Below are 25,623 nucleotides of genomic sequence, written 5' to 3'. Positions count from 1 at the left end.
GCGATCAGTGCACTTGGTTCATCTAATCTATCAACAATGCTGATACACGCTATCAAGAGCAAATTCTTATAATCGCTTCTCCCAATAACTTGAACTGGATCATACCATCTAACTAAATTTTATTTATAAGTAATGGTAGTATTATACTAGGTAGCTTGAACGAGGGGAACGTAGTGGATAAAGCTTTCTGTACTATTGATGAAAAAGAATGGAGCGCGGATGCATTTTACGCATTGCCACTTAGTGAGATCCAACTAAAGAGACGGAGTTTGCTATGTATCGAATGTAAGGGTGATGCATGGTTCAGGCGATCGAGTTACGGAAATGACTCGCCGCATTTTTGTGCACATCACCAGGAAAACTGCCCACTGGGGACCTCATATGAAGCTGTGGGGGAAGGGGATGAAAATAAAGGTTTACCAGCATCAGACGCTGACAGTGGCATAGTATTGGATTTGGGATTAACGCAAAGCTATAACATTGATGTCAAACCAATAGTGGATGATTCAGATACTACCCCTCATGGGCAAAAGTTTTCTGGTGAGAAAAAATTAATGGTGGAAATTTAAAATATCCGGCGCATTTTACTTTAAAAAACCTACTTTACAAATTGGTGAAGTCAAAAGGGTTATGTTATACCGATAAAAAGGTGGGGTTTAAAGAGGGGGATTTTAACGATTTACCGGAACGTGGAGCTGAACTGTTTGTCGAGTTTGTCAATGTTGAACCATGGATGGACGGTGCTCGTAGAATCTTTTGGGGTTTCATTAGTGATGTTGGGCAGACAAAAGATGGCAAAATTTGGTTAAATGCAGGTAATATAAAATCTGGGTTAAGTATCTGTATTAATAAGGATGTTTCAGATGATTTCAAAGAGCAGTTTAGGGTTGAAAAGAGTCTGGATGAATTAGATGGATGTCATGCACTGATTATTGGTACTTGCGCATATGCTACAACAGGTAAACCAATTCTGTGGTGTGGTGATCTTAGTTATATTGTACTTAGAAGGTACAAATCTGATCAAAGTTTATAATTTCTGCCTGTAGGAGAGCGTGTCAATATGTATGCGCGTTTTACCAGAAAAAATAGATGGTATGCTAAAGTGGTTAGCGATATCATGAAATCCTAAATAACCTGATGTCAGATGAATGCCGGATGTCTCAAAATGCACTAAACTAAAAAATATATTTACAAAAGGACGATTATGTTGCCCCAGATGTTGGGGCCCCAGCTATGTATAATTTACTAGCGGCTAACAGCTTGGTGAGCAATTACAATATCAACTCTTCTTATCTGCAGCTAAATAGAGTCCAGAATTTCTTGCATAAGGCACTTTACCTGAAGGCACAAGCTTTGCTGCTGCATCCAAATGAACATCTTGATCATCAAAGAAAATGTGTGGTCTGAACGCTTTTAAAACTTTATCTTTTCCAACTCCACCGAGAAAAAACGCTTCGTCAACATAAACGCCCCAGTTACGTAGCGTTTTAATCACTCTCATTTCTGATGGGGAATTTCTTGCTGTGACTAAAGCAATACGGATTGGGGAGTATTCCACTCTTATTGGTAGACGCTCTTGAAGTTTTGCCAATTTCTTGAGCAATGTAGCATACGGACCTTCCCCCATAGGAATATCTTGCTGTGCATTCTCTTGAGCGTGGAATGCTTCCATCCCTTGTTTTTTATAGACCAATTCACTCTCGTCTGAAAAAAGTACGGCATCCCCATCAAAGGCAATTCTGACCTGGCCGTCAGGGATCTCTGGAGAATCTGCAGGAGGATCTTTCAAAATAGCTGCCGCACAGAAACAAGAGTCAATTACCTTCTGCGCATCAGCAACATTTGTAGTCAGAAAGAGGTCCACATCAAATGCATCTAAATAATCTGCAACCGTTTCTCCAGCTGTGAATGCCGAGCGTGAGATGTCCAGCTTATCGTGGCGGATGGTGTTTAATACGCGAATACCTGTCTCTGGGCTATTACGAGACATAACAACGACTTCTACTAACGGTGATTTATCCTCGGCCTGTTTATACTGGTTTAGCCCGAGTAATGCTTTGATTAGTGGATAGCCAGTCCCAGGTTTAAGTGGTTCATTTTCGTGCTTTAGCATATAGGCACGATATTGCTCAATTGCACTGTCGGGGTCTGTTAGCGATGTCTCTTGAAACATACGATCTGATTCACTCATATCAAACAGTGCGGTAGCACTTATACCAATAACCAAAGTATTACTCAGATCTAATGCCATTTTACTCTCCTATTAAAATCCACTCATGCCATTAACAAAGGTATCGTTCACACTGCGGATTTTTTCATACGTACGAGAACGAAATGTTCTGCGTTCAAGAATTCTAGACTCATCTCTTTAAATATCACCTTCGAAACACCCCTAGTCGGATGGTTTTTAACGATAGCTATTTAAAATTGACCTCTTTCAACTCCAACTTCACCATCAGTTGCTTATTCACCTCTTTCCCATCCACCCCACTATGAATCCGCCGATGGCAAGTTGGGCAGATGGCGCCCACCCACTGCGGGTGATCGGGGCCTTCGTCGGCTAGGCGCTTGGTGTGATGGGGTTCAAGGTAGGGCTCGCCGTTCCTTTTCTTGAATGGTGCCGGCTGATCGCAGGCTTCGCAGATGCCATTGGCGCGCTTGAGCACGTATTTTTTTACGTCTTCGCTGCGTTTGAACCAGGATTTTTTGCTGTCGCTCTGTTGGCGCTGGCCTGATATCTCTGAAGACTTTATAGCCTTTGCGCGCAACTGTTCTAAACTCTCCTCCTTCTGGCCTACTTCAGATGAGATAATCTCATGAGCAGAATCTTGAGCAGAAGATACACGGAATAGATTGAAAATTATCCCTTGCCTCATGTTTTCTTGGGTATCTTTACATTCAGCGTAGTTCCATGAATCACACTCAAATAGCCCAGCAAATTTCACGCCCGTACGTTTTTTGTTATATTCAAATAAAAGTATATCCTTACCATTCTCTTTATGGTCGCGGATATCTTTATTGCCTTTGGTAAACTGCATGTTACCTTTCTGGCCTTCTCCCGTGTAGGAGAAGTGGTCGTTGTTAGACCATCCATCTTTGTACCCATGAGTTTCGCCAGTCTCGCCGGTGAAAATGAAGATCACGGGGAATTCTATAGGTGTCGATATTCCGCCCTGTTCTTGCCCTCCATAGAGGTCGTGGAGGTATTTACGTTTATAAACTTCGTCTTTTTCCAGTATCTCAAAAGGATGCGGTGTTTCGACGATCTCAAAACCGAAGTCTTTGAGAAATTGGATGGCTTTTTCCGTTCCGCTATCGGCGTTGATTCCCTTAAACGGATAACCATGCTGCTTATTGTATGCTCTAGCGGCAATGCCTCGGATGTCGTACTTTTCGCCATTATAATGAAGGGTGAATTTTCTAAATCGCTTAATTTTATGTTGTTTTAAGAATTCATCTCGGCCAAATTTTTTATATTCTTCGATGGCTTTTAAAACGGATTCTTTTGAAGATAACGCCTCTATTGCAGTTGCCAAAACCACTCCCTCACATTGCCGAGTAGCCTCTGAGCAATGTGCTTGCTGACGAGAGCAGTATGCATCAATACCCAGCAGTTAACTCATCGATTTACCGAATGCGTTAACTATGCCAGGTAGGGGAGGAAATGCCTACCTTGATGAATGTTTTTGTTGTGATATGTCAGTCAGATCTATTGGAAATCGTGGGTGGGAAGGGCGATGAGCATCGCCCTGATTGCCATTTACGTTAGCCGCAGGCTTCCATCTCCCGCAACGCCCGCCCATAAAGATTACACAGCGCAGGAACCTGATGCGCTGTGGCGTTGAGATAGTGATTAATTTGCTCCCAGTCTTGGGCATCCAGCTGTGGGTGTTTTTGCAGCAAGTGGCCGAACAGCATTAGGCCGTGGCACAGACCTTCCGCTTGCTCGGCAGAGAGTGCGGCCAGGTCTAAGAGTTCTGAGGGATTAAAAGCGCTGAGATCGAGGTGGTTAAACAGTTGGCGATAGAGGGTAAGGGTACTTGTGGTGTTTTCGGTGATGGCGACATTTTCCATGTGTCTTTATCCTTAGTGTGTAGTATGCGTACTACCACATGAGACGCTAAACCCATGGTGGTAGCCCAAGCGGAGTTAGCGTTACCGGACACGAAGGAAACCGGCGCTTCTTGCGAAGCCCCCACTTGGGCCACCATAATTCTGGATGTTTAAAGCCCCAACATTATATACATAATGCTGCCTTGTGTAAGTGTTCGGAACGCTAACTCCGGCTGCGGATTTTGCCGCAGCAGGAAAACTATAGCGTTATCAGTAAAAGGAACAAATAACCTGTATGGAATTACAGGCTATTTCATGTCTAATATGGAATGAGTATCGCAGTTAATTAGTTGTACAATTTAACTATTGATTCTATGAATGCTCATCTTATTTATATTCTCTTGTTCTGAATGTCTTTATTTGAATTATTATTTCAAGGGTGGTAAATAAATTCAAGAAGTGAATTTGTCATGAGGTTTTTCATTGTTTTATAAATAAGTAAATATAATCTAGACTGGCTGAGAAGTAGTCGCTAAGATTTCGATTTAAAATGGTCATAGGGAATTTGGCTCATGCTTACGAAAGAACAGAAAGGCCAACAAGTGAAAGAGGGAACATTACGGCTTATGACGTTGGGTGAAATAGCCATGGCTCGACGTGTTTTCGGTAAGTCGATCGTCTACAACCGTGTATGGATTCGTTGCGATAGTTACTTACCCTTTGGTTTACAAGGTAAGCATGTTGGTATGTCGCCCAACGGCGAGATATATTTCCGAGAGGAGGAATACCTGGCTGATTTCTCTAAGGTAAATAATTACGCAAAACAACATTTCTTTATTCATGAGCTTGCCCATGTTTGGCAGCATCAGCATGGGCAGTGGGTCCGCCTCAGAGGTGCCTTTAGTTGGGCAGCTAATTACACTTATAGGTTGGACGCTAATAAGACGCTCACAAAGTACTCTTTGGAACAACAAGCTTGTATCGTTGCCGATTATTGGTTGTTAATACAATATGGCTATGATGCTTGGGCATATGGTATTGGGCGTTTTGTGAATTACACGGGTCCCCAAAACAATAGAATTCGTCTACAGTACGAGCAGGTTTTAGCCGAGTTTTTACGTCAGAGGTAATCATGAAACGGATCTTCCCCCTCGCATTTCCCTTCCTGCTCGCAGGCTGTCCGTCGATAGGCGATCGTATCCCCGTAGACTATCCCGCCACCGCCAACCTGCGTGAGGGCAAAGTATGCATCACCGTTCAGCCGCAGGGAGACGAAAAGCTCGCAGGCATCTCGATCTACCGATTGAATGAGGCGCAGAGCCGCACGTTCAAATTCTTCGAGCCGCTGCGGGATATTGCCCCCAATCAGTGCGTTCCTGATGAGGGCTATGTATTTACGCCGGGGCAGCAATACCATTTCTCCGCGAAGCTGGTCTCCATCAAGAAACAGCAGGCGGGCGAGTTTCCCTCTGCGCGTGAATTCGTCGCCGAATTCGTTGTGCTGCAGGAAGGCAATCAACTTAGGTTGGAAGCCCTCCGCATCCCACGCTAACCCCACCGCCCCAACCTACCCCAAATCCCCCCCATTGCTGGCAATCACTTTCTTATACCACCAGAACGATTTCTTGCGGGTGCGGGCGAGGGTGCCGTTGCCCTGGTCGTCGCGGTCGACGTAGACAAAGCCGTAGCGCTTGCTCATTTCGCCGGTCGAGGCGGCCACCAGGTCGATGCAGCCCCAGGTGGTGTAACCCAGCACCGGCACGCCGTCGGCGATGGCGTCGGCCATGGCGCGGATGTGTTCGCGCAGGTAGCTGATGCGGTAGTCGTCCTCAATCTCGCCTGCTGCATTGAACTCGTCGTGTGCGCCCAGGCCGTTTTCCACCAGGAACAGCGGCTTTTGGTAGCGGTCGTACATCATGTTCATGGTGATGCGCAGCCCCAGCGGATCGATGCCCCAGCCCCAGTCGCTGCGCGGCAGGTGCGGGTTCGCCAGCGATTTCACCACGTTGGCGGCGCTGCTGTTGTTGTCGTTCATGTCGGCGGAGGCGCAGCGCGAGGCGTAGTAGCTAAAGGAGACGAAGTCGACGGTGTGCTTCAGGATGTCGGCGTCTTCCGGTTCCATGACGATGCTGACGTCTTTCTCACGGAAGACGCGGGCAGCGTAGGAGGGGTAAGCGCCGCGCGCCTGCACGTCGATAAAGAACAGGTTCTCGCGGTCTTTCTCCAGCGCGGCCCACACGTCTTCCGGCTTGCTGGACCACGGGTAGAAGTTGCCGCCGGCCAGCATGCAGCCTACCTGGTTGGCGGGGTTCACTTCATGGGCGATGCGCGTCGCCAGCGCGCTGGCCACCAGTTCGTGGTGCGCGGCCTGGTATTTCACCTGTTCGGGGTTTTCGTCCGCTTCAAACACCAGCCCGGCGCCGGAGAACGGGCTGTGCAGCAGGATGTTGATCTCGTTGAAGGTCAGCCAGTATTTCACCAGCCCGTCGAAGGCCTCGAAGCAAGTGCGGGCGTAGCGGGTGAAGAACTCCACCATCCTGCGGCTGCGCCAGGAGCCGTATTCGGTCACCAGGTGCATCGGCACGTCGAAATGGCACAGGGTCACCAGCGGCTCGATGCCGTATTGGCGGCACTCTTCGAACAGGCTGCGGTAGAAGGCGATGCCTTCGGCGTTGGGCGTCAGCTCGTCGCCGTTGGGGTAGATGCGGCTCCAGGCGATGGAGGTGCGGAACACGGTAAAGCCCATCTCCGCCATCAGCGCGATGTCGTCGCGGTAGCGGTGGTAGAAATCGATGGCGTCATGGCTGGGATAAAATTCGTCGTCGCGCAGGCTAAAGCGCTTCTCCAGCCCGAGTTTGACCGCCATGCGGTTGGCGCCGTGCGGGATCATATCGACGGTGGTCAGCCCTTTGCCGCCCTCGCGATAGCCGCCTTCCGCCTGGTTGGCGGCTAAAGCGCCGCCCCATAAAAATCCTTTAGGGAATGTTGAATCGGACATGCAATCCTCAATACCCGTCATACTTGAAGCTGCATCCGTGTTGGCTGCGTTCACTCACCCGAATCACTTACTTGTGTAAGCTCATCGGGATTCGCTCTCTTGCCGCCTTGATGCCGCTCCAATTATTTAGGGTATAAATATACGTTAATGCGTTGCACCGGCGGCGTTCGCCGCCGGTGCGGTTTGGCCGGGCGCGGCGGCGTTTTCCGGCAGATCCTCGAAGCCCAGCATCAGCGTGAGCGCGAACGACAGCACCACCGAGAGCGCCATCACCGCCACCACCCACACGATGCTCATCGGGTTGGCCGGATCGAAGAACTGCACGCTGGTGAACAGCCCGGGCGAGGCCATCGAATGGCTGGCCAGCCCGCCGATGCCGGCGACCGCGCCGCAGACGAAGCCGCTGATCAGGCTGGCGACCAGCGGCCGCTTCAGGCGCACCGCCACGCCGTACAGCGCCGGTTCGGAAATCCCCGCCACGATGGCGGAGGCGGCGGCGGCCAGCGCGGTCTGGCGCAGCTCGCGGTTCTTGGTTTTCAGCGCCACCGCCAGCGAAGCGCCGCCGAGCGACAGATTGGCGCCGATCTCCGAAGGCATCACCATGCCCTCTTTGCCGGTCTCGGCGATGGTCTGGATGATGGTCGGGGTAAATACCCGGTGCATGCCGGTGATCACCAGCAGCGGCCAAATCGCCCCCATGATGGCCACGGAAAGCCAGCCCAGGTAGCCGTGCACGGTGTACACCAGCGCAGAGATGCCGCTGCCGATCCAGATGCCGAGCGGCCCGATAAGCAGAATGGCGATCGGCGCGGCGATCAGCACGATCAGCATCGGCTTGAGGAAGTTCTTGGTCACCGCCGGGGTGATGCGATCCACCCCGCGTTCGATGTGCGACAGGATCCAGGTCATCACCAGCGCCGGGATCACCGTGTAGGTGTATTTCACCGCCGTCACCGGGATGAAGGCGAATTCCACCGTCTGGCCCTGCGCCGCCTTGGCCATCAGATCGATAAAGTTGGGATGCACCAGCACCCCGGCGATGGCGATCGCCAATGACATGTTGGTTTTGAACTTCAGCGCCGCCGAGGCGGCGACCATCACCGGCAGGAAGAAGAACGCGCCGTCGCCGATCACGTTGAGGATGACGAGGGTCGAGGAGCCTTTCTCGAATACCCCGGCCATGTCCAGGATCATCGCCAGCAGCTTCACCATCGAGCCGCCGATGATGGCGGGGATCAGGGGCGACATGGTGCCCACCAGCGCGTCGAGAATGCCGGCGCCGATGCCCTTCAGGGTGAGCTTGCGTTTCTCCGGGGCGGCGGGGGATGCTGCGCCCGGCATGCCGAGCGCCAGCACCGCCTGATAGGCCTTGGCCACCTCGTTGCCGATGATCACCTGGCACTGCTCGCCGCTGAGCACCACGCCCAGCACGCCGTTGATGGCCTTCAGCGCCGGCGTGTCGATCCGCGCTTTGTCTTTCACCACGAATCTCAGGCGGGTCATGCAGTGGGTCACGGCCTCGATATTGCCCGTGCCGCCCAGGGCGGCCACGATGGCGTGCGAGATCTCTGCGTAGTTCTTCGGCATGGCGTGTCGTCTCTCAGATAGCAATTCGGATAGCCCAAAGGCGAATATTTACTGCCTGGGCGATCCGTCGTTCCATTCGTATGAAACGCCCATAAGAAACCGGTTTCACAAAATCATGTATTGGCTTTTTGTAGTTGGCAAGAACTACGATTTTTGGCGTTTCGTTTTCGTGATCTGGATCGTCAGGGATAAGTGAGTGCCAACGCGCAGGGGCGCGAAAGCGTTCCAAACGCCGGGCGTCTTGGGTAGACTGCGCTGAACCCATGGATTTTGGCGGCGCACAGATGGCAACGATACTCGAGGTGGCGAAAAAGGCCGGCGTTTCAAAGGCGACGGTGTCGCGCGTTTTGTCCGGCAGCGGCTATGTCAGCGAGGAGAAACGCGCGTTGGTGGATAAAGCCATCGCGGAAACCGGCTATCGGCCCAACCTGCTGGCGCGCAGCCTGGCGACCAACACCACCCAAACCCTCGGCCTGGTGGTCACCAATACCCTCTACAGCGGTAACTATTTCAGCGAACTGATGGCGCAGTCGGCGCGCATCATGGAGGCGAACGGCCGCCAACTGATCCTGGCGGACGGCAAGCACACCGCCGAAGAGGAGCGGGCCGCCATTCAGTTTTTGCTGGATCTGCGCTGCGACGGGGTGATCATCTATCCGCGTTTTCTGTCGATCGCGGAAATGGACGAGATCGTCTCCCAACACCGCCAGCCGATTCTGGTGATCAACCGGCGGCTGCGGCTGAACGACAGCTACTGCATCTTCAGCGATCAGCACGCCGCCGGCGCGGCGGCGGTGGCGCACCTGATCGCGCGCGGCCATCGCGACATCGCCTTTATCACCGGCTCGCTCGATTCCCCCACCGGGCTGGAGCGGCTTTCCGGCTACAAATCCGCGCTGGTGCAGCAGGGCATTGTGGTTAACGAGGCATTGATCGTTGAAGGGAAATGGCACGCGCAAAGCGGCGTGGCGGCGGTCGATGCGCTGCTGGCCGGCGGGCAGCCGTTCAGCGCCATCGTCGCCGGCAACGACGAAATGGCCATCGGCGCGATGAAGCGGCTGGCGGAGCGCGGCGTGGCAGTGCCGGAGGCGGTATCGGTCATCGGCTTCGACGACATCCCGCTGGCGCCCTATACCGTGCCGTCGCTGTCGAGCATGAAGATGCCGGTCACCGAGATGATCCAGGAGACCATCAATCGCCTGCTGTCGATGCTGGACGGCGGCGAACTGAGCAAGCGCCCCAGCTTCCCGGCCAGCCTGATCGAGCGTGAGTCGGTGGCGGCGGGGCCGTACGAGCGAAGTTGAGCTCGGCAATGCGTCCATGTGGTTTGTGAAGGCGTAGGTTGGCCGTACAAGCCGTTATCACCCGGCGCAGCGCCGTCACCCCATAGCCATGACTTTTCGCGACGGCGTGTCAGTCGCTCCCCTTACCACCCTGAGTAATAATCTGAAAGAGCGCCCCAAGACTGCTCTTTCGAGCCGCTATACGTTATGTTATCCCCCGAAAGTTTGGCCGTTCCCACCCGCCTTTAGCGGTTGAAAGCATCGCGCTTTCTTCTGTCTCGGCATGGCTTCCGGCGTTGCGTCGGTGAACGGTTTCACTGGCCAGCCTTGCGGCCCTGCGGATGAATGGCCTGAGCATGTCGCCGTCCGGCGGCAATACCCGAGCGACCACCAGAGATTGGCGTCTGTGAGCCAAGGGCGGTAGCGTAGCCATCCGACGTTTCCGGCGACAATATCCGAACACGACGGTTGCGTGCCGACCTAAAACCAACAGAGCTGCGATGCAGCTCTGTTGGTTTTAGGGGCTTGCTCGCGGCGGCGTGGTGGGAATGTTGTTATTCGATTACCGGCAGGGTGTTTACCCAGGAAAAAGCCTTTAGCCGTTTTATGCGCATGTAAAACAATGTGGCGATGAAATGACCACGGCGTATTTTAGAGGATTCTATGAAAATTATCGTTACCGGCGGTGCCGGGTTTATTGGCTCGGCCGTTGCCCGCCATATTATCAATGATACCGCTGATCACATTTTGGTGCTGGATAGCCTGACCTATGCCGGTAACCTCGAATCCCTGGCGCCGATCGCCGATAGCGATCGTTACTCCTTCGAGCAGGTCGATATTTGCGACCGTCAGGCGTTGGATCGCGTGTTCGCCGCCTTTCAGCCCGATGCGGTGATGCACCTGGCCGCCGAAAGCCACGTCGATCGTTCTATTGACGGCCCGGCCGCCTTTATCGAAACCAACATCGTCGGCACCTACACCTTACTGGAGGCGGCTCGCCAGTATTGGCACGCCTTGGACGCCGAGCGCAAGCAGGCGTTCCGTTTCCATCACATCTCCACCGACGAGGTGTACGGCGATCTGCACGGCACCGACGATCTGTTTACCGAAACTACGCCTTATGCGCCAAGCAGCCCGTATTCCGCCTCCAAAGCGGCCAGCGATCACCTGGTGCGCGCCTGGTTGCGCACCTACGGTTTACCGACCGTTGTCACCAATTGTTCGAACAACTATGGCCCTTACCATTTCCCGGAAAAGCTGATCCCGCTGACGATCCTGAACGCGCTGGAAGGCAAGCCGCTGCCGGTATACGGCAACGGCGCGCAGGTGCGCGACTGGTTATATGTAGAAGATCATGCGCGGGCGCTGTATAAGGTGGTCACCGAAGGCGCGGTGGGGGAAACCTATAATATCGGTGGTCACAACGAGCGCAAAAATATCGAAGTGGTGCAAACCATTTGCGCACTGCTGGATGAGCTGGTGCCGCACAAACCGGGTGATATCGCGCATTATGCGGATCTCATCACCTTTGTGACCGATCGCCCGGGCCACGATATGCGCTATGCGATCGACGCCGCCAAGATCGATGCGGAGTTGGGGTGGAAGCCGCAAGAGACCTTTGAAAGCGGCATTCGCAAAACCGTGGAATGGTATCTGGCGAACGAAGCCTGGTGGAGCCGGGTGAAAGACGGCTCCTATGCCGGCGAGCGTCTGGGTTTGACCCGTTAATCGATTTTTAAGGAAGAAGAATGAAAGGCATTGTTTTAGCGGGCGGTTCCGGCACGCGTCTCTATCCCATCACGCGCGGCGTTTCCAAGCAGTTGCTGCCGATTTACGATAAGCCGATGGTCTATTACCCGATCTCGGTGCTGATGCTGGCGGGCATTCGGGATATCCTGATCATCTCCACTCCGGAAGATATGCCCTCCTTCAAGCGCTTGCTGGGTGACGGCAGCCGTTTCGGCATCAATCTGAGTTATGAAATTCAGCCGAGCCCGGACGGCCTGGCGCAGGCCTTCCTCATTGGCGAAGCGTTCATCGGCGGTGACAGCTGCGCACTGGTGCTTGGCGACAACATTCACTTCGGCCAGGGCTTCGGCAACAAGCTGGAGTCGGTGGTGAAGCGCAGCGAAGGGGCGACGGTTTTCGGCTATCAGGTGATGGACCCTGAACGTTTCGGCGTGGTGGAGTTCGACGATAACTTCCGCGCGTTGTCGCTGGAAGAAAAACCGGCCGTGCCGAAATCCAACTGGGCGGTCACCGGGCTTTATTTCTATGACCATCACGTGGTTGAGATGGCCAAGCAGGTGAAGCCGTCGGCGCGCGGTGAGCTGGAAATCACCACGCTCAACCAGATGTATCTGGAGCGCGGCACGCTGAACGTCGAGCTGCTGGGGCGCGGTTTCGCCTGGCTGGACACCGGCACGCACGACAGTTTGATCGAGGCCTCTCAGTTTATACACACTATTGAGAAACGTCAGGGCTTCAAGGTCGCTTGTCTGGAAGAGATCGCCTACCGAAAAGGCTGGTTGACGCGTGAGCAACTGGCCACCGAAGCCAAGCTGCTCGGCAAAACGCTGTATGGCCAGTATCTGTCGCAGCTGATCGCGGAAAAATAACCCCGGCCCGCCGTGCTTTGAACACCCGGAGCGTGGCGGGGCACTGGACGAACCTGCATATAGAGCGGATATGAGCACTGTACATATTTGTCCTCTGGATAAATTTATTCCTTCATTCATTGAATTTGTGAATGAGAAATTCGATCCCGATGAACACACGTTTTGGGTCTATGGCGATAAGGTGCGTTTCGCTTTGCCGCCGGCGGATAACGTTCACTATCTCGGGGCGGATCTGTTTGGTAACGTCAAGCCGACGTTGAAGTTGATGAAGGCCATTCAACGTCACGATCGGGTGATTCTGCACAGCTTCCACGGCATCAAGATGGCGCTGTTGCTGCTGTTGACCCCTTGGGTATTAAAAAAGTGCTATTGGTTCATATGGGGTGGTGACCTTTACCAATACCAAATCGGCAAGCGTAACTTCAAATGGCGCCTGACAGAGCTTCTCCGCCGCCCGGCCATTAAGCGTATGGGCAACTTTGTCACTTACATCAAGGGCGATTACGAGTTGGCTAAAAAGTGGTACGGCTGCGCCGGCCGGTGGCATGAGTGCCTGCTGTATACCAGCAACGTATACAAGAAAAACGTCATCGATGAACGTGCGGCGGGCGAGGACGGTAAAACCACCATTCTGCTGGGTAATTCTGCCGATCCAACCAACAATCATTTTTCCGCGTTTGATATATTGGAAACGTACAAAAACGAGAATATTGAGCTCGTCGTACCGCTCTCCTACGGCAATAAACGCTATGCGGCAGAAGTGGTGGCCGAAGGCACGCGGCGCTTTGGCGAGAAATTTGTACCATTAACCGACTTTATGCCTTTCCAACACTACCTGGCACTGCTGGGGAAAGTGGATATCGCGGTGTTCAACCATCATCGCCAACAGGCGATGGGTAACACCATTTCCCTGCTGGGGCTGAAAAAAACGGTGTTTTTGAATCCAGGCACCACGCAGTGGGACTTCTTTCAAGAAAAGAATATCCAGGTATTGGATCTTCAAACGTTTTCGCTACGCAGCCTGAGCGCGGCGGAAAAGCATGACAACGAGCAAAAAATCGAAGCCTATTTCTCCGCTGAGAACCTTACCGCGCAGTTAAAGGCCGTCTTTACTTCCTGATGCCGCACGGCACATCGCCCCGGCATGCATTCAGAATCGACAACAAGGGATAACATGATACCGTTCAACAAACCACCGGTAACCGGCAACGAAATTCAATATATCAATGCGGCGTTGGAGAATGGGAAATTGTCGGGCGACGGCCCGTTCGGCAAACAGTGCCAGAAATGGTTTGAAAGCAAGCTGGGGTGCAAACACGCGCTGTTGACCCCATCTTGTACCGCCGCGCTGGAGATCGCCGCGCTGCTGGTCGATATCCAGCCGGGCGACGAAGTTATCATGCCAAGCTACACCTTCGTCAGTACCGCCAATGCCTTCGTGTTGCGCGGCGCGAAAATCAAATTCGTCGATATCCACCCTGAAACCATGAATATGGATGCAGCGCTGGTGGCTGCGGCGATCACCGATAAAACCAAAGCCATTGTGCCCGTGCATTACGCCGGCGTCTCCTGCGATATGGATGCGATCATGCGCCTGGCCGACCAGCATAACCTGCTGGTGGTCGAAGACGCCGCGCAGGGCGTCATGAGCAAATACAAAGGCGATTTCGTTGGCGTTAAAGGTCACCTGGCGGCTTTCAGCTTCCATGAAACCAAAAACTACACCAGCGGCGGTGAAGGCGGCGCGTTGGTGATCAATGACGAACGCTTTATCAAACGCGCCGAAATTCTGCGTGAGAAGGGCACCGACCGCAGCCAGTTCCTGCGCGGCCAGGTGGACAAATATACCTGGGTCGATTTCGGCAGCAGCTTCCTGCCGGGTGAACTGCAGTCGGCTTGCCTGTGGGGGCAGTTGGAACTGGCTGATGAGATTAACGATAACCGACTGGCGACCTGGCACAAGTACTATGCGAGCTTTGCGCCGCTGGCGGAGAAAGGGCTGCTGACGTTGCCGACCATCCCGGCGGACTGCGAGCATAATGCGCATATGTTCTATGTGAAGCTGAAGGATATCGAGCAAAGAACGCAGTTCATCGCTCACCTGAAGGCCTGTGGCGTGATGGCGGTATTCCATTATATTCCGCTGCACTCGGCGCCGGCGGGCAAGGTCTTCGGCACCTTCATTGGCGAAGACAACTACACCACCCGCGAAAGCGAGAGACTGGTTCGCCTGCCGCTGTACTACAAAATGACCGATGCCGATCAGAATAAAGTTATTGAAAGCGTAGTGAGGTTCTTTGAGTGAACGCCCGCAAGATCCTGGCGTTCGCCATCGGGCCGATCGGTAATGCCGCGCTGGGGTTGTTGACCCTGCCGGTCATTACCTGGCTGTTTTCGGCGGACGACGTAGGCCGAATCAGCATGCTGAATGTGGCCGTGTCTTTCTGCGTGCTGTTTTTCAGTTTGGGGCTTGATCAGGCTTACGTTCGGGAATACCACGGTGAAACCGATCGCGGGCAGCTGTTGAAGAACGTCGCTTTCCCCGGCTTGCTGATGATCGTAGTCATCAGTGCGGCGTTCCTGCTGTTCCCCGGCAGTTTGTCCGCGTTGCTGTTCGAACAGAAAGACACGGCGATAAGCTGGCTTATCATGTTGATTCTTTTGGCGTCGTTCATCAACCGTTTCTTGTCCCTGATACTCAGGATGCAGGAGAAGGGGATGGCGTTTTCGCTCAGCCAACTGATGCCCAAGCTGATGACGCTGATCGTCATCGGCCTGTGCTATGTTCTGTTTACCCAGCATACGCTGATGCAGTTGGTGGTGGCGAACGCCGTCGGTTTTATCGCCGTATCGCTGATGCTGATGTGGTCTTCCCGGGCGGATTGGATAGCCGCGCTGCGCAGTTCGCTGGACTACGGCAAACTGAAAGCGATGCTCAAGTTCGGCTATCCGCTGATCTTGGGCGGGTTGGCGTTTTGGGGGTTAACCACTGTCGATAGGATGTTCGTGCGAGCCTATTCCGGCTTTGAACAGCTGGCGATCTTCTCGGTGGCGGTTAGCTTCGCCGGCGTGGCGAGCATCCTGCAAAGTGTGTTCTCTACCGTTTGGGCGCCGATGGTGTACAAGCTGGCGGAGTCTAACGAAGGCGGCGAACAGCAGATGGTAACCAAGGTCACGCAGTGCATGCTGATTGCCGTGGTTTGCCTGTTCAGCCTGGGCGGGCTTTTTTCCTGGCTGGTTGACTTTGTCTTGCCCGCTAATTACGTGAATGTGAAATATATTCTGGTTGCGAGTCTGGGTTTCCCTTTGTTGTTCACACTGTCGGAAACGACGGCGGTCGGCATCGGCCTGAGCAGAAAGACCGCTTACACCATGCTGGCTTCCTTGAGCGCGTTGCTCATCAACGTGGTGGCTAATGCATTGCTGGTGCCACGTTTCGGCGCCGGTGGCGCGGCGGTAAGCACCTGTCTGGCCTTCTGGGCATTTCTGATCCTGAGAACGGAGTTCTCGATTATCAGCTGGAAGACCATGCCACGTTTTGAAATGTATTTCTTCACTTTCCTCTGTCTGGCGGGGGCGTCGGTTTCAGCGCTGGCAGGCGAGAAAATGAAATATGAGCTGTTTGTCTATTGGGGTGTCTTACTGGCCGTGGTGCTGGTGAGGAACCTCAGGTTCCTTAAGTCGTTCGCCAAACGATAACGCTTTCGGTCAGGCAACCCGTTGCGGGTTGCCGCCGTTTTCCCCATTTCTTCTTCTCATCATGACAGCGCGATCTCGCTGACGTCTCCTCTTGCTCAACGCAGCCGCCCCCGAATCTCCTCCTCCGGCAGATCCACGCCGATAAACACCAGCGTACTCTTGCGCTCTTCCTCTGGCAGCCATTCCCGATCCCAGTCGGCGTTATACAGCCGCTGTACGCCCTGGAACAGCAGGCGGCGCGGCTCGTCTTCGATGGACAGAATGCCTTTGTAGCGCAGCAGGTTGTCGGTGTATTCCAGCAGCAGGCCTTCCATCACTTCGGAGATTTGCATCAGCGGCAGCGGCCGTTCCAGCGTCACCACGATCGAGCGGATGTCGCTCTGCGGCTGCGGGATGCGGTGGAACAGCGGGGCGGGCGGCGTCAGATTCAGCTTGTCGTTCAGCGTAAAGCCTTCGATGTCGAACAGCACACTCAGATCGATATCGCCGTGCGTCACCTGGTAGAGCGGCGCGCGGGCGTTCATCCGCTGCAGCCGTTGGATCAGCGCCTCGCAGTCCGGCGCCACGTCGGTTTTGGTCAACAGGATGCGGTCGGCGTAGCCCACCTGCGCCTGGGCGATGCTGAACTGGCTCAGCTGCTGCTCGGCGTGCGCCGCGTCCACCAGGGTGATGATGCCGTCCAGCAGGAAGCGCTCGCACAGGATCTCGTGCGAGAAAAAGGTCTGGGTAATCGGGCCGGGATCGGCCATGCCGGTGCATTCGATGATCAGCCGATCGAACGTCAGCTGGCCGCTGTCGACGCCGTCCAGCAGATCCAGCAGCGCGTCCGCCAATTCGTTGGACTTGCTGCAGCAGATGCAGCCGTTGCTCAACGTGGTGATGCGGCTGGCGCGATCGCCGATCAGCGCGTCGTCGATCGGCACTTCGCCGAACTCGTTCTCGATGACCGCGATTTTATAGCCGTGTTCGGCGTTCAGGATGTGGCGCAGCAGGGTGGTTTTGCCGGCGCCCAAAAAGCCGGTCAGGATGGTGACTGCAATGGGTTTCATACGGGTCCTTGTGACTGCGGGTTAACAGCAGCGCATGCCGCCTTTGCCGTCGCCGCCGTAGCGCGCTTGCTGGCGCTCGCGGAAAAATTCTTTATAGGTCATCACCGGCTTGTCCGGGTGGTTGTCTTTCATGTGCTGGACGTAGGTATCGTAGTCAGGCACGCCCACCAACATGCGCGCCGCCTGCCCGAGGTACTTTCCCGCCTGGCCAAGATTTCCGAACATAGTTTCTTACTCCCAAATACCCTGCTTACCCTTCGTCTTTCGAACCGCAGCGGTGTTGGCTGCACTCCCGAACCCCAGTCACTTACTTGAGTAAGCTCCTGGGGATTCGCTCACTTGCCGCCTTGCTGCGGCCCGAAATCCTTTGGGTACCGGTTAACTTTCATGTCGGTACTGCATAACTGATTTTATTATGCAGGGTATCCGTTAAATCACATCAATGCTGGGTCGAAACTTTGACCTCCCCCTCAGTTACGCCGTCGGCGGGCGCGGCCTGCGGCACCGGCACGTAAGGCGTTTCCTGGTCGGTGCGTTTCGGGTTCTTGTGCGCCGCCAGCGCGGTTTTCACCCCGTAGAAGATGATGCTGTACACCACCAGCAGGAACAGAATGCTCAGCCCGGCGTTGGTGTAGTTGTTCACCACGATGTGGTTCATGTTGGCGATCTGCTGGGCGCTCAGCTCGGCGCCGCCCTCGGCGATTTTGCGTTTGTACTCGCCGGCCAGGAAGAAGAAGCCTTCCAGCTGCGGGTTGTCGCTGAACAGCTTCAGGCCCAGCGCGTAGGTGGTGCAGATCAGCAGCCACACCGCCGGCAGCACGGTCACCCAGATGTATTGCGCGCGCTTCATCTTAATCAGCACCACGGTGCCCAACACCAGCGCCACGGCGGCCAGCATCTGGTTGGAGATGCCGAACAGCGGCCACAGGCTCTTCACGCCGCCGAGCGGATCCACCACGCCCTGATACAGCAGGTAGCCCCACAGCCCGACGCAGCCGGCGGTGCCGATGATGCCGGCCACCAGCGAGTCGGTTTTCTTCAGGAACGGCACGAAGTTGCCGAGCAGATCTTGCAGCATAAAGCGGCCGGAACGGGTGCCGGCGTCCAGCGCGGTCAGGATGAACAGCGCCTCGAACAGAATGCCGAAGTGGTACCAGAAGCCCATGTTGGCGCCCGGAATGATCTGGTGGAACACGTGGGCGATGCCCACCGCCAGCGTTGGCGCGCCGCCGGCGCGGTTCAGCACCGAAGGTTCGCCGATGTCGGTGGCGGTCTGCAGGATCTGTTCCGGGCTGATGACGAAGCCCCAGGAGCTGACCGCCGCCGCCGCGTGCACGGTCACGTCCTTCAGCGAAGCCATGATCATCGGCGCGTCTTCGGTGCCCAGGCGGTGCAGATCCGGCATGGTGATGCCCAGCGCCGCCGGCGGGGTGTTCATGGCGAAGTACAGGCCCGGCTCGATGATGGAAGCCGCCACCAGCGCCATGATGGCGACGAAGGACTCCATCAGCATCGCGCCGTAGCCGATAAAGCGCGCGTCGGTCTCATTGGCCAGCAGCTTCGGCGTGGTGCCGGAGGCGATCAGCGCGTGGAAGCCGGAGACCGCGCCGCAGGCGATGGTGATGAACAGGAACGGGAACAGGGTGCCTTTCCACACCGGGCCGGTGCCGTCGACGAACTGGGTCACCGCCGGCATTTTCAGCTCAGGGTTGAGGATCACGATGCCGATCGCCAGCCCGACGATCACGCCGATTTTCAGGAAGGTGGCCAGGTAGTCGCGCGGTGCCAGGATCAGCCATACCGGCAGCAGGGCGGAGACAAAGGCGTAGCCGATCAGCGTGAAGGTGATGGTGGTGTCTTTAAAGGTCAGCGCCGGGCCCCAGTACGGGTCGTGTGCCACCACGCCGCCGAACCAGATGGCGGCTACCAGCAGCACGATGCCGATGATTGACACTTCACCTACGCGGCCGGGGCGCAGGTAGCGCATGTAGATGCCCATAAACAGCGCGATCGGCACGGTGGAGCAGACGGTGAACACGCCCCACGGGCTTTCCGCCAGCGCTTTCACCACGATCAGCGCCAGCACCGCCAGGATGATGATCATGATCAGGAAGCAGCCGAACAGCGCGATGGTGCCCGGTATCGGCCCCATCTCTTTTTTGATGATCTCACCGAGCGAGGCGCCGTTGCGGCGCGAGGAGATGAACAGCACCATAAAGTCCTGCACCGCCCCCGCCAGCACCACGCCGCCCAGCAGCCACAGCGTGCCGGGCAGGTAGCCGACCTGCGCGGCCAGCACCGGCCCCACCAGCGGCCCGGCGCCGGCGATGGCGGCGAAGTGGTGGCCGAACAGCACGTTCTTGTTGGTCGGCACGTAGTTGAGGCCGTCGTTGTTGACCACCGCCGGTGTGGCGCGGCCGGCGTCCAGCTTCATCACCCTGGTGGCGATGTACAGGCTGTAGTAGCGGTAGGCCACCAGATACACCGCCACCGAAGCGACGACGATCCACAGCGCGCTGATGTGTTCGCCGCGGCGCAGCGCCACCACGCCGAGGCAGGCTGCGCCGAGTATCCCCAGCAGCATCCACGGAGTGTGCTTTAAAATCCCCTCTCGTTTCATGAGGTATCCTTAATTCCAGTCTGCAAAATATGAATGAACTCATCCGCTTGTAAGAGATGTCAGAGTGGCGCGGTGAGCCGTAGCGTCTTTCCCGAGGTAAGGCGGGTTTAGGAACAGCTCATCATCGCCGGGGGTAAGGGGGGAAGACAGGCGTATTTCGCTCAGCGGTCAGATCCGCCGGGTGAACGGTTGGATTGGCGGGGTGAGCGGTTTGTTGCATAACCAACAGCCGCCCGTCAGCCGCTGTTGCCAATGCAGCACCCGCCCGCACCCGCCGGCTTTAAACGCCCGGTTTTTCAGCCAGATGCCTTAACGCGGCGGTTGGCACGCATCCTGCTATCGGTTTTATAACCAAAACAAGGTTTTCAATATTTGTAAATCAATAATGGTTATATGCGCGCCGCATAACGGCGCCGACGGTCAGAGGGAGAGAAGCATGTCAGCAGCAAACCACTCGCAGCAGCCGATTCAGTTCGCCTACTGGGTGCCGAACGTTTCCGGCGGCCTGGTGATCAGCAATATCCCGCAGCGCACCGGTTGGGACATCGGTTATAACCGCAAGCTGGCGCAGATCGCCGAGCGCGCCGGTTTCGACTACGCGCTTACCCAGATCCGCTTCACCGCCGGTTACGGCGCGGAGAACCAGCACGAATCGGTGTCGTTCTCACAGGCGCTGCTGGATTCCACCGAGAAGCTGAAAGTGATCGCCGCACTGCTGCCGGGGCCGTGGAACCCCACGCTGGCGGCCAAACAGATCGCCACCATCAGCCATCTTTCCAACGCGCGCATCGCGGTGAACATTGTCAGCGGCTGGTTCCGCGGCGAGTTCAAGGCCATCGGCGAGCCTTGGCTGGATCATGAGGAGCGCTACCTGCGCTCGGAAGAGTTTATCCGCTGCCTGCGCGGCATCTGGACTGAGCCCAGCTTCACCTTCGCCGGCGATTTCTACCGTTTCCGCGACTACTCGCTGAAGCCGAAGCCGCTGGCGCCGTTGCCGGAAATTTTCCAGGGCGGCAGCTCACGCGCGGCGCGCGACATGGCGGCGCGGGTCTCGGACTGGTATTTCACCAACGGCAACAGCGTGGAGGGCATTCGCCGGCAGGTGGAGGACATCCAGAGCAAGGCGCAGGCCAATCACCATCGGGTGAAGGTGGGGGTGAACGGTTTTGTCATCGCCCGCGAGAGCGAACAGGCGGCGCAGGCGGTGTTGCAGGAGATCATCGATCACGCCAACCCGGAGGCGGTGCAGGGCTTCGGGCACGAGGTGAAAAACGCCGGGGCGGCCTCGCCCGAGGGCGAGGGCAACTGGGCCAAGTCCACCTTCGAAGATTTGGTGCAGTATAACGACGGCTTTAAAACCAACCTGATCGGCACGCCGCAGCAGATCGCCGAGCGCATCATTGCGTTGAAAGACGCCGGGGTGGATCTGCTGTTGCTGGCGTTTCTGCACTTCCAGGAAGAGGTGGAGTACTTCGGCCGCGAAGTGATCCCGCTGGTGCGCGAACTGGAGCGCCAGCGGGCGGCGGCCTGAGCGTTAACCCGTTTGCAGGGTTTGCAGCAGGTGGATAAAGGCGGCGCTGAGCGGCGGCGTGGCCGGCTCATGGCGGGTAAAGATATAAAAGCGCGCGCTGATGTCGATCCCCTGCGTCGGGATTTTCTGCAGGTGCAGCTGCGGGGCGTAGTGCGCGACGACCCGATCGCTCAGCAGCGCGATATAGCCCTGCTGCCTGACCAGGCACCAGGTCGCCAGAAAGGAGTCGGTCTCGACGATCTGGCCGTGCGGCGTGTAACGCTCGGCGATCTCGCGGATGGCGGCGTGCCCCACCGAGCAGGAGCGCGGCACCACCCATTTGGCTTCGGCCGGCGGCTGCCCGGCGGCGCTCAGGTCGCCCCCTTGATAGAGCGAGAAGCGCTCGTTCTTCAGCGCCTGCATGGTCAGATCGGCACCGCCCGCCGCGCCGTTCAGGCTGCTGACCGCCAAATCCAGCTCGCAGTTTCTCAGCCGGGCGAGCAGGCCTTCCGGGCCGTCTTCCACCACCGTCACCCGGGTATGCGGGTAGCGGCGGTTGAAGCCTTCGAGCACCTGAGGCAGGTAGCACAGCAGCGGATCGACGCTCATCCCCACCCGCAGGCGCTTCTCGCCGCCGGCGCTCATGCCGCGCAGCTCGTCAAACGCGCTGAGCAACTGATTGGTGGCGGCGTCTATCCGCCGGTAAAACAACTCGCCGACCGCCGTCAGGCGCACGCCGCGGTTGCTGCGCTCCAGCAACCGCGCGCCGATGGACATTTCCAGCTCTTTGAGCACCCGGCTGAGCGTCGGTTGCGAGACGGCCAGTTTTTTCGCGGCATCGTGCAAACTTCCGCAGTGAACGATGTCTTTGAACATCGTCAGATGAGCCAGTTTCGGCATGGTTTTCATGGTGGATCTCCCTGGAAGTGAAAGGCATTAGCCGGAGCCGGCGATGCGGCTGTAATAGGCCTGTTTCATCATGCTGTCGTTCAGCAGTTTATTGATGGTCTGGTCGAGCACCGGCGTGGTGACGGAGGCCGGCATCAGCGTGGCGGTGATCTCCACGTCGTCGTCGCCAAAGGGTTCGATATCCAGATGCGAGATAAAGCAGTTTTCTCCTTGCAGCACCTGTTTGAATTTGGCCAGCGCTTCACGCTGCTCATGCTCAAAGGCAATGACGCAAATCTGGTAGGTGGATTCGCCGTTAACGTCATTGAAGGGTTGTTTGTTGACCATATTGACCAGCGGGCGCAACAGGGTGTTGGCGGCGAGCACGAACAGCGTGGCGGCCAGCGCATCGCCGTACAGGCCGCAGCCGGCGCAGGCGCCGACCGCCGCGGAGCCCCAGAGCGTGGCGGCGGTGTTCAGGCCGCGGATGTTCATCCCTTCTTTCATGATGGCCCCGGCGCCGAGAAAGCCGACGCCGGAGACCACGTAGGAGATGACGCGCACCGCGCCGCCGCTGCCGTCGATGGTCATGGCCAGGTGGACGAAGATCGCCGCGCTGGTGGCCACCAGCGTATTGGTGCGCAGCCCGGCGGTGCGCTGGCGGAATTGTCTTTCGTAGCCGATGGCGGCGCCCAGGACGGACGCGGTCAGCAGCGTCAGCAGTGTATGAATGAAATGCATGATAATAACTCGATGTATTATCCGCTTATCATGAGCCACCCGTGGCGGGGTGACTCTTGATAAACAGGTAGTTAAGTTGGCGGGATCCGTCCCGCCAGGTCAGGGCGGCGCTCAGTGCGCGGCGGCGATCTGCCGGCTGAGCGTCTCGCTGATTTTGTCCGTCAGCGGCTGCATCCCCTCGCGGGTGCGCGTCTCGCGGCGCTGCGCGATGTGATAGCAGCCGTCGAGGGTGCCGGCGCCCAGCAGGAAGATGCGATCAGACATCATCACCGCCTCCTCTACGCTGTGGGTCACCAGCACGATGGAGCGGGTTTTGATCTGGCGCGTGCTCCAGATGCGCAGCAGATCGCTGCGCAGGTGTTCGCCGGTATAGACGTCCAGCGCGGAAAACGGCTCGTCCAGCAACAGCAGCATCGGTTCTACCGCCAGCGCGCGCGCAAAGCCGACCCGCTGGCGCATGCCGCCGGAAAGCTCGCGCGGGTAGGCGTCGCGGTAGGGCGCGAGCCCGACCAGATCGAGCATTTTCAGCGTCTGGGCTTCGACCACCTGCGGCGGCAGATCCTGCGCCTGCAGCCCGAAGGCGATATTTTGATAGACGTTCAGCCACGGGAAAATGGCGAAGGTCTGGAACACCATGTTGATCTGCGGATTCGGCCCCGAGACTTTTTTATCCCCCAGCATCACGGTGCCCAGATCTGGCGCGATCAGGCCGGAAAGTATGCGCAGCAGGGTGGATTTGCCCGAGCCGGACTGCCCCAAAATGCTGACGACCTCGTTATCGTAGAGGCGCAGGTTGATTTCATTCAGCACCAGGCGTTTTTCTTTACCGGTAGGCTGAACGCTTTTGCTGACGTTATTAACCGTCAGCAGTGTGGTTTTTTTTACCATCATGATGTTTCTCCACTCAATTAAAAATATGAGCATGGAAAAATGGCCGATAGTTATCGCCGCGCAGGGGTAAAATAAATGCGAGCGCAAATAAGCCTGAGCGTTATCGGACTGTTAATAAGCGTATGCTGGAAGGATTAGCCTGTCAGGCGCGCCGGAGCGGCGTGCGCGGAGGCCATGCGCTGAAGGGGTAAAGCGAAGGGATGTGGTAACTGACGCATATCCTGACACTTTCAGGATGCAATGGGATGACTATTGCTCCTGTGACCTCAGCGATTCCAACAATAAAATAAACAACCAACTGTCGCCGTCCATATCATTTCCCCGTTATTTTTCGTGTGGCCATAATACGCGTGATATTGCCTGTGATTCAATGTGGTTAGGCGGAATTATCGCGGCAAAATGTAATTTAATATGAATGGGGAAGTTTTTCTTTATTTATTAAACGGGGTGTCAACGAAAATCATGAGAATGAATATAGGCGCTATTTTATGGAAATATAAACCTGAATTAAACGATAGAATAACAGGGCGGGCGCAAGACAAATAATGAACCGGCCGCAGAGCGCGCTGCGGCCGGTATCGGGTCAGAACTGATACATGATGCCGGTTTCGACAATGTCGTCGGCGCCAGCGCCGACGGCGTTCTGCCGTTGCAGCAGGTTGAGCTTGTACTCCACGTAGGTCGACATATTGGCGTTGAAGCTGTAGTTCAGCGCCAGATCCAGGTATTTGACCAGATCGGCGTCGCCGATGCCGGGCAGGTTACGGCCGCGCGTTTGCAGGTAGGCCACCGAGGGCGTGACGCCGGAATCGAAGTGATACTGCGCGACCGCCTCGACGGCGTCCGCGCGGGGGGCGAAGCCGGCGTAGCGATCGCCGTCGACATAGGTCATGTTTTCGGTGCGCGCATAGCTGGCCGCCAGGTAGAGGTTGTCCAGATCGTATTTCAGCCCCAGCGTCCAGGCCCGGGCGCGATCGCCGTCAGCCAGGCCGAAGCGCTGCTGCGCCAGGGTGCGCGCAGAGTTGGCGTAGGCGGCGCCAAAGTTTAGCCCCGCGCCGGTGTCGTAGGTGGCGGAAAAGGCGTAGCCATCGCCGTTTTGCGTCTGAATATCCTTCGCCCGCAGAGCGTCGTCCCCCCGATTCCTCCCCTGATATTGCAGGCCGAGATCCAGACCGTCCAACAGCCCGCCCAGGCTGCGGTTGTGGTAGGTCAGCAGGCCGTTGGCGCGGCCGGTCATGAAGTTGTCGGCCGCTTCGTAGCTGTCGTTGCCGAATTCGGGCAGCACGTCCGTCCAGCCGGCCACGTCATACAGCAGGCCGTAGTTGCGGCCGTAGTCCAGGCTGCCCCAGCGGCCGAACGTCAGCCCGGCGAAGCCCAGCCGGGTATAGCTATTGCCCGGCCCGGCGCTTTCCGGCTGATCGAGCCCCGCCTGATATTCCCATTGGCCATACCCTGTCAGCCCGTCGGCGATCTGCGTCTCGCCTTTGAAACCGAAACGGGTGTAGGAGCGATCGCCGTTATTGTCGGCATCGCTGCTGAAGTAATGCACCCCGTTCAGTTGGCCGTACAGATCCAGTTTATTGCCGTCTTTGTTGACGATTTCTGCCCCGGCGGCGGCCGCCGGCATCAGGATGACCAGCGCCATCAGTAAGCTTTTATGTTTCATTTCACTACCCTGAGTTAACG

General features: G+C 56.3%; 24 protein-coding genes. 11 read left to right on the top strand and 13 right to left on the bottom strand.

All coding sequences use genetic code 11. The features are described 5' to 3' along the window. Positions 1 to 173 precede the first annotated feature (173 nt). Entirely contained in the window at positions 174 to 569 is a 396-nt protein-coding gene (locus tag L085_RS25655; RefSeq protein ID WP_226988564.1) for a hypothetical protein, read from the top strand. Positions 570 to 649: 80 nt separating this feature from the next. After that, the gene (locus tag L085_RS25650; protein ID WP_226988563.1) at positions 650 to 1,033 is read left to right on the top strand and encodes a hypothetical protein; all 384 of its coding nucleotides are present in this window, start codon (positions 650 to 652) and stop codon (positions 1,031 to 1,033) included. A gap of 246 nt (positions 1,034 to 1,279) precedes the next feature. Here L085_RS25650 and L085_RS01570 read toward each other — a convergent pair whose 3' ends face one another. The 4 genes from L085_RS01570 to L085_RS24275 form a co-directional block, all read right to left on the bottom strand. Further along, positions 1,280 to 2,251, bottom strand: coding sequence for a 5'-nucleotidase (locus L085_RS01570; RefSeq protein ID WP_044029823.1), 972 nt, complete (start codon positions 2,249 to 2,251; stop codon positions 1,280 to 1,282). A gap of 166 nt (positions 2,252 to 2,417) precedes the next feature. After that, positions 2,418 to 3,536 carry an HNH endonuclease signature motif containing protein gene (locus tag L085_RS01565; RefSeq protein WP_044029822.1) on the bottom strand — a complete coding sequence of 373 codons (1,119 nt, stop codon included), beginning with the start codon at positions 3,534 to 3,536 and terminating at the stop codon, positions 2,418 to 2,420. Between the two features lie 229 nt (positions 3,537 to 3,765). Continuing rightward, on the bottom strand, positions 3,766 to 4,074 hold the full coding sequence (locus tag L085_RS01560) for a hypothetical protein (RefSeq protein ID WP_044029821.1): 309 nt from the start codon (positions 4,072 to 4,074) through the stop codon (positions 3,766 to 3,768). Beyond that, positions 3,969 to 4,211 (bottom strand): ash family protein, encoded by a 243-nt coding sequence (locus L085_RS24275; RefSeq protein ID WP_071841594.1) that lies wholly within the window; start codon positions 4,209 to 4,211, stop codon positions 3,969 to 3,971. Before L085_RS24275 ends, L085_RS01560 begins: the two co-directional genes overlap by 106 nt. A 414-nt stretch (positions 4,212 to 4,625) precedes the next feature. Here L085_RS24275 and L085_RS01555 point away from each other — a divergent pair, with 414 nt between their 5' ends. Then, positions 4,626 to 5,183: a hypothetical protein gene (locus L085_RS01555; RefSeq protein ID WP_044029820.1), complete on the top strand. Its 558-nt coding sequence runs from the start codon at positions 4,626 to 4,628 to the stop codon at positions 5,181 to 5,183. 2 nt (positions 5,184 to 5,185) lie between these two features. After that, a complete protein-coding gene (locus L085_RS01550) occupies positions 5,186 to 5,605 on the top strand; it encodes a putative T6SS immunity periplasmic lipoprotein (protein WP_044029819.1) in 420 nt (139 codons plus the stop codon). A 15-nt stretch (positions 5,606 to 5,620) separates the two neighbouring features. Here the strand turns inward: L085_RS01550 and L085_RS01545 are convergent, their stop codons facing one another. Beyond that, positions 5,621 to 7,051, bottom strand: coding sequence for a 6-phospho-beta-glucosidase (locus L085_RS01545; protein ID WP_044029818.1), 1,431 nt, complete (start codon positions 7,049 to 7,051; stop codon positions 5,621 to 5,623). A gap of 144 nt (positions 7,052 to 7,195) precedes the next feature. Continuing rightward, positions 7,196 to 8,638: a PTS cellobiose/arbutin/salicin transporter subunit IIBC gene (gene ascF, locus L085_RS01540; RefSeq protein ID WP_044029817.1), complete on the bottom strand. Its 1,443-nt coding sequence runs from the start codon at positions 8,636 to 8,638 to the stop codon at positions 7,196 to 7,198. A gap of 284 nt (positions 8,639 to 8,922) precedes the next feature. On the opposite strand from ascF, the gene L085_RS01535 reads away from it, so the two are divergent. The 6 genes from L085_RS01535 (at position 8,923) to L085_RS01510 (ending at position 16,238) form a co-directional block, all read left to right on the top strand. Beyond that, positions 8,923 to 9,942 (top strand): LacI family DNA-binding transcriptional regulator, encoded by a 1,020-nt coding sequence (locus tag L085_RS01535; protein ID WP_144240643.1) that lies wholly within the window; start codon positions 8,923 to 8,925, stop codon positions 9,940 to 9,942. A 642-nt stretch (positions 9,943 to 10,584) separates the two neighbouring features. Beyond that, positions 10,585 to 11,649 carry a dTDP-glucose 4,6-dehydratase gene (gene rffG, locus L085_RS01530; RefSeq protein WP_015376481.1) on the top strand — a complete coding sequence of 355 codons (1,065 nt, stop codon included), beginning with the start codon at positions 10,585 to 10,587 and terminating at the stop codon, positions 11,647 to 11,649. Between the two features lie 20 nt (positions 11,650 to 11,669). Beyond that, complete coding sequence (gene rfbA / locus L085_RS01525; RefSeq protein ID WP_015376482.1) at positions 11,670 to 12,539, top strand: glucose-1-phosphate thymidylyltransferase RfbA; 870 nt, start codon at positions 11,670 to 11,672, stop codon at positions 12,537 to 12,539. A 70-nt stretch (positions 12,540 to 12,609) separates the two neighbouring features. Next, positions 12,610 to 13,659, top strand: a complete 1,050-nt coding sequence (locus L085_RS01520; RefSeq protein WP_081835495.1) for a TDP-N-acetylfucosamine:lipid II N-acetylfucosaminyltransferase — start codon at positions 12,610 to 12,612, stop codon at positions 13,657 to 13,659. Positions 13,660 to 13,713: 54 nt separating this feature from the next. Continuing rightward, positions 13,714 to 14,844: a dTDP-4-amino-4,6-dideoxygalactose transaminase gene (gene rffA / locus L085_RS01515; RefSeq protein WP_015376484.1), complete on the top strand. Its 1,131-nt coding sequence runs from the start codon at positions 13,714 to 13,716 to the stop codon at positions 14,842 to 14,844. Beyond that, positions 14,841 to 16,238 (top strand): oligosaccharide flippase family protein, encoded by a 1,398-nt coding sequence (locus tag L085_RS01510; RefSeq protein ID WP_044029810.1) that lies wholly within the window; start codon positions 14,841 to 14,843, stop codon positions 16,236 to 16,238. Before rffA ends, L085_RS01510 begins: the two co-directional genes overlap by 4 nt. Before the next feature lie 95 nt (positions 16,239 to 16,333). Here the strand turns inward: L085_RS01510 and yjiA are convergent, their stop codons facing one another. The 3 genes from yjiA to L085_RS01495 all read right to left on the bottom strand — a co-directional run bounded on the left by yjiA (position 16,334) and on the right by L085_RS01495 (position 19,907). Then, the gene (gene yjiA, locus L085_RS01505; protein WP_044029808.1) at positions 16,334 to 17,287 is read right to left on the bottom strand and encodes a GTPase; all 954 of its coding nucleotides are present in this window, start codon (positions 17,285 to 17,287) and stop codon (positions 16,334 to 16,336) included. 21 nt (positions 17,288 to 17,308) lie between these two features. Continuing rightward, entirely contained in the window at positions 17,309 to 17,512 is a 204-nt protein-coding gene (locus L085_RS01500; RefSeq protein WP_004953088.1) for a YbdD/YjiX family protein, read from the bottom strand. 214 nt (positions 17,513 to 17,726) lie between these two features. Next, positions 17,727 to 19,907, bottom strand: coding sequence for a carbon starvation CstA family protein (locus L085_RS01495; RefSeq protein WP_044029804.1), 2,181 nt, complete (start codon positions 19,905 to 19,907; stop codon positions 17,727 to 17,729). Positions 19,908 to 20,343: 436 nt separating this feature from the next. Here L085_RS01495 and sfnG point away from each other — a divergent pair, with 436 nt between their 5' ends. Beyond that, positions 20,344 to 21,438 carry a dimethylsulfone monooxygenase SfnG gene (sfnG, locus tag L085_RS01490; RefSeq protein WP_044029803.1) on the top strand — a complete coding sequence of 365 codons (1,095 nt, stop codon included), beginning with the start codon at positions 20,344 to 20,346 and terminating at the stop codon, positions 21,436 to 21,438. Positions 21,439 to 21,441: 3 nt separating this feature from the next. On the opposite strand, the gene L085_RS01485 is transcribed toward sfnG, so the two are convergent. The 4 genes from L085_RS01485 to L085_RS01470 form a co-directional block, all read right to left on the bottom strand. Then, positions 21,442 to 22,326 (bottom strand): LysR family transcriptional regulator, encoded by an 885-nt coding sequence (locus L085_RS01485; RefSeq protein ID WP_044029801.1) that lies wholly within the window; start codon positions 22,324 to 22,326, stop codon positions 21,442 to 21,444. A 27-nt stretch (positions 22,327 to 22,353) separates the two neighbouring features. Continuing rightward, a complete protein-coding gene (locus L085_RS01480; protein ID WP_019453282.1) occupies positions 22,354 to 23,046 on the bottom strand; it encodes an MgtC/SapB family protein in 693 nt (230 codons plus the stop codon). A 111-nt stretch (positions 23,047 to 23,157) separates the two neighbouring features. Further along, entirely contained in the window at positions 23,158 to 23,937 is a 780-nt protein-coding gene (locus tag L085_RS01475) for an ABC transporter ATP-binding protein (RefSeq protein WP_044029797.1), read from the bottom strand. 583 nt (positions 23,938 to 24,520) lie between these two features. Then, entirely contained in the window at positions 24,521 to 25,603 is a 1,083-nt protein-coding gene (locus L085_RS01470; RefSeq protein ID WP_044029796.1) for a porin, read from the bottom strand. Between the last annotated feature and the right edge of the window lie 20 nt (positions 25,604 to 25,623).

The sequence above is a fragment of the Serratia sp. FS14 genome (assembly GCF_000695995.1).
Classification (GTDB): domain Bacteria; phylum Pseudomonadota; class Gammaproteobacteria; order Enterobacterales; family Enterobacteriaceae; genus Serratia; species Serratia nematodiphila.
This window is presented reverse-complemented; position numbering and strand designations above follow the sequence as displayed.

What these genes read in the sequence shown, in the direction of transcription:
- L085_RS01495 (WP_044029804.1), bottom strand. Translation starts at nt 19,907, where the DNA reads ATGAAACGAGAGGGGATTTTAAAGCACACTCCGTGGATGCTGCTGGGG.
- rffG (WP_015376481.1), top strand. Translation starts at nt 10,585, where the DNA reads ATGAAAATTATCGTTACCGGCGGTGCCGGGTTTATTGGCTCGGCCGTT.
- sfnG (WP_044029803.1), top strand. Translation starts at nt 20,344, where the DNA reads ATGTCAGCAGCAAACCACTCGCAGCAGCCGATTCAGTTCGCCTACTGG.
- L085_RS01570 (WP_044029823.1), bottom strand. Translation starts at nt 2,251, where the DNA reads ATGGCATTAGATCTGAGTAATACTTTGGTTATTGGTATAAGTGCTACC.
- L085_RS01500 (WP_004953088.1), bottom strand. Translation starts at nt 17,512, where the DNA reads ATGTTCGGAAATCTTGGCCAGGCGGGAAAGTACCTCGGGCAGGCGGCG.
- L085_RS24275 (WP_071841594.1), bottom strand. Translation starts at nt 4,211, where the DNA reads ATGGTGGCCCAAGTGGGGGCTTCGCAAGAAGCGCCGGTTTCCTTCGTG.
- rfbA (WP_015376482.1), top strand. Translation starts at nt 11,670, where the DNA reads ATGAAAGGCATTGTTTTAGCGGGCGGTTCCGGCACGCGTCTCTATCCC.
- L085_RS01485 (WP_044029801.1), bottom strand. Translation starts at nt 22,326, where the DNA reads ATGAAAACCATGCCGAAACTGGCTCATCTGACGATGTTCAAAGACATC.
- L085_RS01470 (WP_044029796.1), bottom strand. Translation starts at nt 25,603, where the DNA reads ATGAAACATAAAAGCTTACTGATGGCGCTGGTCATCCTGATGCCGGCG.
- L085_RS01520 (WP_081835495.1), top strand. Translation starts at nt 12,610, where the DNA reads ATGAGCACTGTACATATTTGTCCTCTGGATAAATTTATTCCTTCATTC.
- L085_RS01545 (WP_044029818.1), bottom strand. Translation starts at nt 7,051, where the DNA reads ATGTCCGATTCAACATTCCCTAAAGGATTTTTATGGGGCGGCGCTTTA.
- L085_RS01475 (WP_044029797.1), bottom strand. Translation starts at nt 23,937, where the DNA reads ATGATGGTAAAAAAAACCACACTGCTGACGGTTAATAACGTCAGCAAA.
- L085_RS01535 (WP_144240643.1), top strand. Translation starts at nt 8,923, where the DNA reads ATGGCAACGATACTCGAGGTGGCGAAAAAGGCCGGCGTTTCAAAGGCG.
- yjiA (WP_044029808.1), bottom strand. Translation starts at nt 17,287, where the DNA reads ATGAAACCCATTGCAGTCACCATCCTGACCGGCTTTTTGGGCGCCGGC.
- ascF (WP_044029817.1), bottom strand. Translation starts at nt 8,638, where the DNA reads ATGCCGAAGAACTACGCAGAGATCTCGCACGCCATCGTGGCCGCCCTG.
- L085_RS01480 (WP_019453282.1), bottom strand. Translation starts at nt 23,046, where the DNA reads ATGCATTTCATTCATACACTGCTGACGCTGCTGACCGCGTCCGTCCTG.
- L085_RS01550 (WP_044029819.1), top strand. Translation starts at nt 5,186, where the DNA reads ATGAAACGGATCTTCCCCCTCGCATTTCCCTTCCTGCTCGCAGGCTGT.
- rffA (WP_015376484.1), top strand. Translation starts at nt 13,714, where the DNA reads ATGATACCGTTCAACAAACCACCGGTAACCGGCAACGAAATTCAATAT.
- L085_RS01560 (WP_044029821.1), bottom strand. Translation starts at nt 4,074, where the DNA reads ATGGAAAATGTCGCCATCACCGAAAACACCACAAGTACCCTTACCCTC.
- L085_RS01555 (WP_044029820.1), top strand. Translation starts at nt 4,626, where the DNA reads ATGCTTACGAAAGAACAGAAAGGCCAACAAGTGAAAGAGGGAACATTA.